This is a genomic window from Micromonospora sp. KC213 (assembly GCF_004348325.1).
In the GTDB taxonomy this organism is placed as follows: Bacteria; Actinomycetota; Actinomycetes; order Mycobacteriales; family Micromonosporaceae; genus Micromonospora.
This window is the reverse complement of the sequence record NZ_SMKF01000004.1, coordinates 106237-115882: the sequence shown is the minus strand read 5'-3', so window position 1 is coordinate 115882 and position 9646 is coordinate 106237. Positions and strand designations below refer to the sequence as shown.

The following is a 9646-nucleotide window of genomic DNA, read 5'->3' as shown; positions in this document are numbered from 1 at the left end:
CGGCTCAAAGACCGCGACCTCGGCCGCGTTCCCGCAGCCACCAAGACCAACGACTGAACATCAACAACCAACGAGGGGGTCAACATTCGGCCGGAACAGAGGGGTCAAACTTCAGCCGGCGTTGACACAGCGTCGCACCGATTTCGCGCAGCGCTTGCTCGGCATGTCCAGGCAACGTACGTGCGCGTAGACGTCTCCCGGAGCGGCTGGCCCCGTCGTCCGCGATCGGCACGGCACCGGCCACGGACACGTACGGCCCTTCCCGCACGGCGCGCGAAAAGCCGATCTACGGTTCCAGCGGCGGCCCTGAAGTCACCAAGGCTCTCGGCACACCCACAAGGTATGTAGGGCCCTTGACCCGCCGGCTCGCCTGCTGGGAACGTCGACATTGTCGCCGACTCGTCGCGCTTCAGGCGGTGGCGGGGCGTACGCCAAGCCGTCCGCGCGGGGCGTCAGAACTGCGGCGTACCGCTGGTCGGCGGTGTTGTCGCGGTCCTCATCGATCTCGGAACCGATGAGCGCGCGGTGGAACGGCAGATCGAGCGACGCCGCCGCACCATCGGCGGATCCGGACGCCGAGTCGGTGCTGATCACGGGACGATATCGGATGTCAGCCAGCGCCGAAGACCAGGCTGGCCCCCGACACTTCCAGCCGACTTGGCTGATGACGGGCCCGAAGACAGGTCATTTCAGCACGGCACCTTTGCGAGGACAACGTGATCTTTGCGGACATCGCCGACCATGGCAAACTCGGCCCGGTCGACATCGCAGCAGAAAGGGAGATCGCTGGAAAGATCAACACGTTCGGACGCGGGGAACTGTGCATAGCCACGAGCGTGCTCGGCGGCGCCGTCCATGATGCCAGCGACCAGGTCTGCCCGTCGCGGCGCTGACCCGTTGAGAAGGTGGCTCAGGTGCCTCGCACAGGCCCAGTCCTCAGCGGTCCTCCCGGTGCAGATGATTGTGCACGGAGTCTCGGCGTGGTTGCTCGCGATCCATCGGGCGGTGGCACCGACATTGAGCGCTGACACCGCGAGCAGCGCCGTCGGGTCCGGACACCGGGCGAGCCCGAGCGTGCCGTTCGATGTCGCCTGGATCAGACGCCGGCCGTCAAGCCGCGCCGCCGACATTTCGAACGGCGAGTTCCCGAAGTCGAAATCCACGGGCTTGAGCCCGTTGGTCTCCCCGACCAGAAGGCCGTCGGGGTGCAGCCGCCGGAGACCTCGGCCGACCTCGACTGACGGCGCACAGGCTATCTCTGTCACGCCACGCTCGAAAGCAACCGCGGCCGTAGTAAAAGCCCGAATCACATCGATAACGACGACGACCCCGCCAGTCGGGATTTCAGCATCCATACCCACGATCGACACGGCACCCGATCGTCCGCTCTGGAAGTCCGACTTGCAAGAACATTCTCGTAGCGAGATCCGGCGCGCCGCCATCGGCACGGCCCGGCCTCCCTCGGGACGTCGACGGCCACGATCCGTAACGCTTGGGCCACGGCATGAGCGATGCGCCCGAGGGCCGTGGCGGCCGACGGGAATCGTCCACGACGGCCCCGTGGCCGCTCCCCGGGGCCTGTGGCTTCGAGTTCGGCGACCCGAACCGTCACGATGGCTGCGGCATGCGATCCGGTTCGCCCCCAGCAACGGCCAGTTGTCGGACCTGCGTGCAATGCTCGGCCCGTGGTCGTCGTTTTCGATGCCGAGCTGTGGATGTGGGATGCCCGACGTGCCGCCAGTTGGACCTTCGTCAGCCTGCCGGCCGAGGCCTCCGACGAGATCCGTGATCTGGCTGGCGGACCGCGTCGCGGCTTCGGTGCGGTGCGTGTGCGGGCCACGGTTGGCGACAGCACGTGGACGACGTCGGTCTTCCCGGACAGCGCACGTGGTTGTTATGTCTTGCCGGTCAAGCGCGCCGTCCGCCAGGCAGAAGCCCTCGACGCGGGTGACGTCGTGGCCGTGCGCGTCGAACTCCTCCACTCGTGACAACGGCGAGAGCCGGCGTCAGCTCACCGGGGCGGCGCGGCTGGGCCACGAGTGGCTGACGGCCCGCGGAGTGGGTGGGTAGCGGGTGGAGTGTTAGCCGCGGATGTGCGTCTGTGGTCGTGCGGCCCGTCACCGTGGTCGAGCACCGGGTCCCGGGTTGGCTTCGCCCCACAGCAGCATGGCGTGGAGGATGCTGCTCAGGCTGTGTCCCTGCTCGGTCAGGGCGTACACCACTCGTGGCGGGACCTCGGCATGGACGGTGCGGGTGAGGATCCCCTGGTGCTCCAGCACCCGTAGCCGGTCGGTAAGGGTCTTGGCGCTCGGGGTCCCGAGGGCGGCCCGTAGTTCGCCGAAGCGCTTGGGCCCGCTCAGCAGCTCGCGGACGACGAGGGTGCTCCATTTGCCGTCAAGTACCTGCAGAGCACGTTCCACACCGCAGCCGGGACCGCTCGATCGGCCGATCAGGCTTTCCAGCTGCTCAGGGCCAATGGTTTCCACAGGGATACAATATAACTTCGTGGGTACTGATTCAGTCGGGGAACTACGGTCGATCCCATGAGCGAAACCACCGTCGTCGTCCACGGCGCCACCGGAACCCAAGGCACCGCGATCATCCGCCGCCTGCGCGCGGCGGGGCACCGGATCCGGGCCGTCGCCCGGCATCCCCGCCTAGCCGTTGACCCGGCCGTCGAAGCCGTCCCAGCCGACCTGCTCGACCTCGACGCACTCGTCGCCGCGTACGCCGGCGCCGACGCGGTCGTCATCCAGCTGCCGCTGCACTTCGCCGCCGACGCGGTGCGCCAGGCCGACACCGTCCTCGGCGCGCTCGGAAAGACGGGCGTACCTCGTGCGGTCTTCAACACCGGCGGTGCTCTCCCGACCGACCCGGTCGGGATGCCCTTCGTCGATGCCAGGATCCGTCTGGCCGCCCGTCTGCCCGACACGGTGCCGGTGGCGTCTGTGGTCGGTCCGGCCAGCACCTACCTGGAAAACCTCGTGGCCGCCTGGTCACGGCCACTGGTGCACACCCAGGGCGAGCTGCGCTACCCAATGCCGGAGCAGCTCCCGAACCCGTGGTTGGCCGCCGACGACCTCGGCGCAGTCGTCGCCGACCTCGTCGTAGCAGCGGCGCCGCCGACCGCGCGATTCGTGGCCGGCCCGTCGGCCCTGACCGGCCCGCAGGTAGCCGCCGAAATCGAGGCCGCGACCGGCCGCCGGCTCCGCTGGCACACCATCGACCCGCAGGACTACGCCCGGATGCTCGCACCACACCTGGGGGAAGCGGTTGCATCGGGCATCGCGGCGGCGTACATCAACCCGGCCCCACTACCGGATCCGACGCTCGTCGTCCGTGGAACCACCACCGTCCGGGCCTGGGCAGCCCGGCAGGACTGGGCCGCCTGAACCCCTCCGCTGGCCACGGCGTCGCCCGTCAACGGCGCCGCGGCCAGCGCCGTGGCGACAAACCTTGATGGCGGTCATTGAACGTCCCGAACTCAAGCGCGCTGGCGTGCCGCCGACCGCGGATGGCATGACTACCCGGAGTGCGAGCGTGGACGCAACCGCTGCTGCGTCGCTGGCGGAGGTCAACGCCTACCGGGCGGTGAGCAGGCGCTCGCGGCGCTGGTGGTCGGCTACCCCGTGCTCGGCGGACGGTTCGAGGTCAACGGCCCTGATCGGCCGGATATCAGGCCGTGCTCGTAACGGACTGACCAGCGCGGCGCTTGCGGCACCCGTGCGAGTGCGTGACAAAGACGCAAGACCCATCAGCCACGGCGGGGCCGGAATCGGTCCCGCCGTGGCTGATGGCGTGCTCGTCACCGTCAGGCCAGGCGCCTGACGACGTAGTTACGGCTCCAGATCTTCTGCTTGCTGACGGTCTTGCCGGTCCGTGGCGACGACCACATCTTGCCGCCACCGGCGTAGATGCCGGCATGGGTGCCGTACGAACCGGAGCGGATGATGATCAGGTCACCCGGCTTGGCGTTCGCCTTGCTGACGGCCTTGCCGTACCGCTGTTGCAGGTTCGCCTTGTGCGGCAGCTTCTTGCCAATCGTCTTCTTGTAGACGTACAGCGTGAACCCGGAGCAGTCGAAACGCTTGGGCCCGGCCGCGCCGTAGAGGTACCGCTTGCCCTTGTGCTTGGCCGCTTCGGCGACCACTCGGGTTCCGACCGCCTGCTTGGCTGCGGCCTTGACGGTCGTTGCCGCTACCGGGCGGGCCGACTGCGGGCCGCCCCGGGGCAACGCCGCCGTGGCAGAGACGGCTGTGACCGCCGGAGCGGCGGAGGCGACCTGCGGCGCGCCGAGCCCGCCGGACAGCAGGCCGAGACCGACGGACAGGGCGATGCTGCCGGTGCCCAGCTTGCGCAGGCGCCGACTCGAGATGTTTTCGTGCACGGTGAAGGAATCCCTCCGGCACGCCTGCGAGGTTAGCTGTCGGGTTCGGGCGGGAAGGATTGCCCGGCCGCTGTCGCGGCTTCACCCCAAGGCCCTGCGGCCGGCCGAGTGCTGCGCGTGCCGGTCGAGGACCACGAATGTGGTTCCCCCGTCCCTGCCCCCGATTGCCTCATGGGTGGTCGTTCAGGTTCGTGGCGTCGGACCGGGGCAGGGCTCGGCGTGGTCCGGATCGGCACGAGCGGCGAGCAGGTGCACGCCGCTCGTCCTTTATAGCCGCCGTTGCGTGCCGACCGTCTCCCCGTCACCGCTACTTGTTGTAGTGACCTCCGCGAGACGTGTCCGGTTTGGAAGGCCGGTGCGGCGTTTGCCGTCACGTACTGCCCCCGAGGCGTTACGCAGGAGCAATATCTTGCTGTGAAGGGGGACACAGGAATGCTGAACAGAGTGTGATCTTCGCGCCGACAGCCTCGGCCGTACGCCGACTGGCGATTACCGGTAAGGGCAGGTCGCCCTTGCCGGACGGCATGCGGATCCGAACCGAAACGGCGAGCACGGCCGCCTTCGGTTCGCCCCCACGGTGCCTTCGGCTTCTGCACCGCCACGAGCTCTTGCTGGCCGTTACGGCTCCGGTCGGCAGCCGCCGAGCCGGGCCCGGTCCTGGCCCGGCTCGTGACCTTCGACGGGTCCGTCAAGCCGCTCCGGTGCGGCATGCGGCACCGGCCACCCGGTGCGGGCGGTCCCGTCGGTCGTGTCGCTGGACGAGATCCAACCCCCGGTGTCCACGAAGTGCGCACTTCACCTGCTGAGCGCCGAGCACCCGGGCCGCTCCTTCGGCCGGTGACGTTCGGGAGAATCCCCGCGTCCGCCCGGCGTGCCGCGGCCGTGATCATCTTCGTGGGATTCGCGGCGGCCGGCGGTTACTGAGTCCGCCACGCCCACCACCGTCCGAACACGGCCGGGCCGATTCCCGATCGAAAAACCCAGCCGTCGTCCGCCAGTCGTCGCCTTCCCGTCGTGTCGCGATGCCTGATCGGTTGGCTCGCCGCGTCATCCTTTCGGTGCGCCGAGAACCGGCCAACAATGACCGCTACACGACTGAGATATCGCTCACGACACCGATCAGTAGAGCTGACAGATGCGCCTTGACCAGGGGCTATGGCGACCGAAGGTCGATCGGCCCACAGATCGGGAAGTGGTGGAACCGCTGACGGGACATTCACTGTCAGCTAGCCGTCCCTTAATTCGTTTTACCCACGGGCATGCCGTGCCGCTCACTGTAGACATCCATTCAGTGAAACGGAGTCAGCCGTGGCCACCACCAATCAGACCGGGCAGGCGATCATCCTCGGCGGCAGCATCGGAGGCCTGCTCGCCGCGCGGGTGCTGAGCGAGTCGTACGCGAAGGTAACCGTCTTCGACCGGGACGAACTGCCGGCGGAGGCTGTCGACCGCAAGGCTGTGCCGCAGAGTGGACACTCGCACGGGCTGCTCGCCCGGGGCCGCCAGATCCTGGAGGAGTTCTTCCCCGGCCTGACCGCCGACCTGACCACCCAGGGGGCGGTCACCATCGACGTCCAGCGGGACGTCATCTGGGTCAACGACGGCCACCGGATTCCCCGGGTCGCCTCCGGGCTGGAAGGGCTCTGCGTCAGCCGGCGCGCCTTGGAGGCGTACGTCCGGGACCGGGTCCGGGCACTGCCCAACGTGGAAATCCGCGACAGGTGCGAGGCGTTGGGGCTGCTCGCCGACGGCGGCGCGGTCGTCGGCGCGCGGGTCCTGCCCCGGGGCGGCCGGGAGGAACGCCACGACGCCGACCTGGTGGTGGACGCGACCGGCCGGGGCAACCGCGGCCGCACCTGGCTCGCCGAACTCGGCTACCAGCCGCCCGTCGAGGACCGGGTGGATCCGCGCACGGTGTACGTCTCCCGCGACTACCGCCGCACCCCGGGCGAGGCCGACTTCGCCGCCTTCGTCAGCAGCCCCTCGCCGAACGCCCCGTACGGCGGGGTGGCCATCTCGGCGGAGGGCGACCGGTGGATGGTCACGCTGCTCGGCGTCGGCCCGAACCATGCCCCGCCCACCGACCCCGAGGGTTACCTCGCCTTCACCGCGCGGCTGCCCGCCCCGGAGCTGCACGCGCTGCTGAGCCGGGCGGAGCCGCTCGGCCCGCCCAAGCGGATGCGGCTGCCCACCAGCGTGCGCCGCCGCTACGAGCACCTCACCCGCCTGCCGGAGGGCTTCATCGCGGTCGCCGACGCGCTGTGCAGCTTCAACCCGGCGTACGGGCAGGGCATGACGGTGGCCGCGGCGGAGGCGGTGGTGCTGCGCGACTGCCTCCGGCAGGGCCGGCGAGAGCTGCCCCGCCGCTTCTTCGGCGGCGCGTCGAAGGTGGTCGACGTGCCGTGGGACATGGCCGTCGGCGCCGACCTGCGCCACCCGACGGTCGTCGGGCCGCGCAGCCGCCGGACCCGCTTCCTCAACGGGTACGTCACCCGGCTGCACGCCGCCGCCGCGCGACACCCGGTCGTGGGGCAGCGCTTCCTGAGCGTCGCCAACCTGATGACGCCACCGCCGGGGCTCTTCGCACCGGGGATCGTCGCCCGGGTGCTCTGGTCCGGCCGGCGTACCGCGCCGCACCCCGTCCACGCGGAACCGGTGGCGCGGGTCGAGGAGCTGGCCACCCGCTGAGCCGGGCACCGCGGGTGGGCGGCCGGGGGACAGCCGCCCACCCGCATGACCGCCCGCCGCCGACCAGGTTGCTCACCGCGTTCTGTCGTGGCCGGTGTCGAGTTCGTGGAGGACCGATCGCTGATCGGCCTCAGCAGTACGGCACCCGTGCCCGTTATCCTCGCGCCTACCCGCGTCAGTACAGGCATCCGGTGGTGTTCGTCGTTGACGCCGTCTCGCTGCCGGAGCATCCCCTGCTCGTCGTCAGTCTGAACGAAGGGTGACGAGACCACTCCGTTGTGGTCGGCAGGCCCGGACGGCGTTTTTCGAGGATCTTGACTGCCATGTTGCCCGTCCAACGCCGCGCCTGGACGCACCGATCTGCTGCCGAGGGTGTCGGCGCCAGCTGGTGCCGTCACGCTTCGGGGCCGGACTCCGGTCCAGCCGACGTCCCGAACCGCCGATGAGCGCGCACGGCGATCGGTCTCACGCCTGCTGGCGAAGTATCCGCCACCCGCGCCATAGCCAGGGTTCCATCCCCCGCCTGAGGACATCCGCACAACGCTCAGCCGTGGCGCGTGCGAGCTCGGCGTCACCCGAGCTCATCCACCCGTTGTGGCACGCCTCTTCGTACTCATCCCAGTCCTCGATCTCGACACGCCCATCGCGCTCGTGAAGCACCGGGTCCAGCTCGAGATCGACATACCACCAGCCTGCCTCGGTGACCTCCGGTGGAAGGCAAACGTCGATCTCGAGCCGTTGGTCAGCAGGATCACCGACCCACCACGCCACCCACGGACGGTTCGCCGCCAGCAACACCACAACCGGTACGGACAAAGCGCCGCAGTCATGCGGAGCACCCCATGGCGAACCGACCGCACCGCGCAGCCACGTCCCATCACGGTCCTGTCCGACCTGCTGCAGATCGAACCAGAAGACGCCACCAGGACGCTTGATCTTGTGTAGTCGCACGCCGTCGGTAGCCTCCCCCGTGCTCACGAAAGCACCCTAGGCGAGACGTAGCCTGCCGCGCTTCGACGGGGCATGGCCGTCCGCTCGTGCGGCGGATCCGATGGGTTCATCCCTGGCGCAGTCGGCGGTACTGCGGGCCGAGTTGGCCGAACGCGATCCCGTTCTCGTCCAAGGCGTTGTACAGGGTCAGCCAGCTGTCGGCGAATCGGAGGCCAAGGGCGACGCCACCGTCCGCCAGGTCGCCGCCAGCCCATTCGAGAAGCTCCACCGCCGCAACAAGCCCGTCCGACGTCAAGCTTCTAGTGCCGTATCAGTCAACGTTCGCCCTGTAGTGCCTCAGATCGCGGATGGCACCTGTCTCGGCGAATGCGACGTCTGAAATCCGCCAGCATGGTCGCCGCGGTCGGGTGAGAATCCGCCCATGGTCGCTGAAGCGCAGGGAATCCGCATCCGGCACCGCGGGTATGAACCGCAGGTCCATCCCACCGCCTACGTTGCCCCGACGGCCACGCTCGTCGGTGATGTCCGCGTGGGGCCGAGGGCGCGGGTGATGTACGGTGCGGTGCTCGATGCCGAGGGGTCTCGGATCGAGGTCGGGGAGGCGGCGGTGATCTGCGAGAACGCAGTGTTGCGTGGGTCTGCGGTCGCCGGCGATCAGCCGGTGCTTGTCGAGGATCACGTCTTCGTGGGGCCGCATGCCACGCTGCTGGGCTGCGAGGTCGGCAGGTGCGTCTATGTGGCGACCGCGGCGACGGTCCTGCAGTGCGCACGGTTGGGGGCCGGCTCGGTTGTCGCTGTCGGTGCGCTTGTCCATGCGCGCACCGTTTTGCCGGACGAGTACTTCGTGCCGCCGCACACCGTGGCGCTTGACGCGCCGGTGCGGCTGCTGGCGCCTGGCGATCCGGGCCTGGCCGAGGCCGTCAGGCGGGTGGGCTTCGCGCAGGTGGCGTTCGGCGTCGACGCGGAGTGGACCGACCGGATCAGCCGGTACGAGCACATCGCGGAGGTGCGCGTCGCCGAGTTCGGCACGCACGCGGACGATGAGGTTCTCAATCTCGGCTAGCGCGGCATCAGCGGCCCTTGTGCTCTGGTGAGGTGACGCGCCGTCCGGATTCCAGGGCGGCGCGGGTCGCGGTGTCGGTGAGCAGCTTCGGCGACGCCCATCCGGCGAGCTGTGCCGATGTGGCAGAGTGCGTGCGGGTCCGTGAGATCGATGACGACGAGGGCAGGCGGCTGCTGCGGATCATCCGTAGGGACAGCGCGTCGGTGGTGACCTGGCACCGGGCGCAGATGGTGCTGTTATCCGCGCAGAGCATGCCCGTGGCGAAGACGGCAGTGGGCCGAACTCGGCGGCAGGCACAAAGACCCCGACCGTGAACCACGCCGCAGGCGGCGGGCAACCTAAGCGTCCTCCTCGTCAAACGGCTCGTCACTCCACCGCCACCACGCCTCGTTGCGATCGATGTGGAGAAGGAACTCAGGAACCTCCTGGCCCTCCGGGCACCGAAGCGTCACGGCGTTCCGGACTGCGTCGTACGCGCGCTCCCAGGACTCGGCGTTTCATCGATATCATCGAGCAGCCGCAGTTCCTCAGCGAAGAGTTGCCGGACCTCCGCGAAC

Annotated in this window: 10 protein-coding genes and 1 riboswitch; of the genes, 5 read left to right on the top strand and 5 right to left on the bottom strand. The window is 69.2% G+C overall.

The window, feature by feature from the left end; genetic code table 11:
• Positions 1-689: 689 nt before the first annotated feature.
• Positions 690-1370 carry a 2-phosphosulfolactate phosphatase gene (locus E1166_RS02470; RefSeq protein ID WP_165944218.1) on the bottom strand — a complete coding sequence of 227 codons (681 nt, stop codon included), beginning with the start codon at positions 1368-1370 and terminating at the stop codon, positions 690-692.
• A gap of 315 nt (positions 1371-1685) precedes the next feature.
• Between E1166_RS02470 and E1166_RS02465 the strand changes: the two genes are divergently transcribed.
• A complete protein-coding gene (locus E1166_RS02465) occupies positions 1686-1988 on the top strand; it encodes a DUF1905 domain-containing protein (RefSeq protein WP_132335381.1) in 303 nt (100 codons plus the stop codon).
• A gap of 129 nt (positions 1989-2117) precedes the next feature.
• On the opposite strand, the gene E1166_RS31730 is transcribed toward E1166_RS02465, so the two are convergent.
• Positions 2118-2420 carry a helix-turn-helix domain-containing protein gene (locus E1166_RS31730; protein WP_243710103.1) on the bottom strand — a complete coding sequence of 101 codons (303 nt, stop codon included), beginning with the start codon at positions 2418-2420 and terminating at the stop codon, positions 2118-2120.
• 123 nt (positions 2421-2543) lie between these two features.
• On the opposite strand from E1166_RS31730, the gene E1166_RS02455 reads away from it, so the two are divergent.
• Positions 2544-3392, top strand: coding sequence for an NAD(P)H-binding protein (locus E1166_RS02455; RefSeq protein WP_132335379.1), 849 nt, complete (start codon positions 2544-2546; stop codon positions 3390-3392).
• Positions 3393-3811: 419 nt separating this feature from the next.
• On the opposite strand, the gene E1166_RS02450 is transcribed toward E1166_RS02455, so the two are convergent.
• Positions 3812-4387 carry a C40 family peptidase gene (locus tag E1166_RS02450; RefSeq protein WP_132335377.1) on the bottom strand — a complete coding sequence of 192 codons (576 nt, stop codon included), beginning with the start codon at positions 4385-4387 and terminating at the stop codon, positions 3812-3814.
• A gap of 6 nt (positions 4388-4393) precedes the next feature.
• Positions 4394-4579, bottom strand: a riboswitch (cyclic di-AMP (ydaO/yuaA leader).
• A gap of 1116 nt (positions 4580-5695) precedes the next feature.
• Here E1166_RS02450 and E1166_RS02445 point away from each other — a divergent pair.
• Positions 5696-7075 (top strand): FAD-binding protein, encoded by a 1380-nt coding sequence (locus E1166_RS02445; protein ID WP_132335375.1) that lies wholly within the window; start codon positions 5696-5698, stop codon positions 7073-7075.
• A gap of 465 nt (positions 7076-7540) precedes the next feature.
• Here E1166_RS02445 and E1166_RS02440 read toward each other — a convergent pair whose 3' ends face one another.
• Together E1166_RS02440 and E1166_RS30710 are read right to left on the bottom strand one after the other, a co-directional pair.
• Positions 7541-8053 (bottom strand): DUF402 domain-containing protein, encoded by a 513-nt coding sequence (locus E1166_RS02440; RefSeq protein WP_132335373.1) that lies wholly within the window; start codon positions 8051-8053, stop codon positions 7541-7543.
• 79 nt (positions 8054-8132) lie between these two features.
• Positions 8133-8294, bottom strand: a complete 162-nt coding sequence (locus E1166_RS30710; RefSeq protein WP_165944211.1) for a hypothetical protein — start codon at positions 8292-8294, stop codon at positions 8133-8135.
• 153 nt (positions 8295-8447) lie between these two features.
• Here E1166_RS30710 and E1166_RS02435 point away from each other — a divergent pair, with 153 nt between their 5' ends.
• Both E1166_RS02435 and E1166_RS31380 read left to right on the top strand, forming a co-directional pair.
• Positions 8448-9089, top strand: coding sequence for an acyltransferase (locus E1166_RS02435; protein ID WP_132335371.1), 642 nt, complete (start codon positions 8448-8450; stop codon positions 9087-9089).
• A gap of 32 nt (positions 9090-9121) precedes the next feature.
• Positions 9122-9403, top strand: a complete 282-nt coding sequence (locus E1166_RS31380; protein ID WP_243710102.1) for a hypothetical protein — start codon at positions 9122-9124, stop codon at positions 9401-9403.
• Positions 9404-9646: the final 243 nt, after the last annotated feature.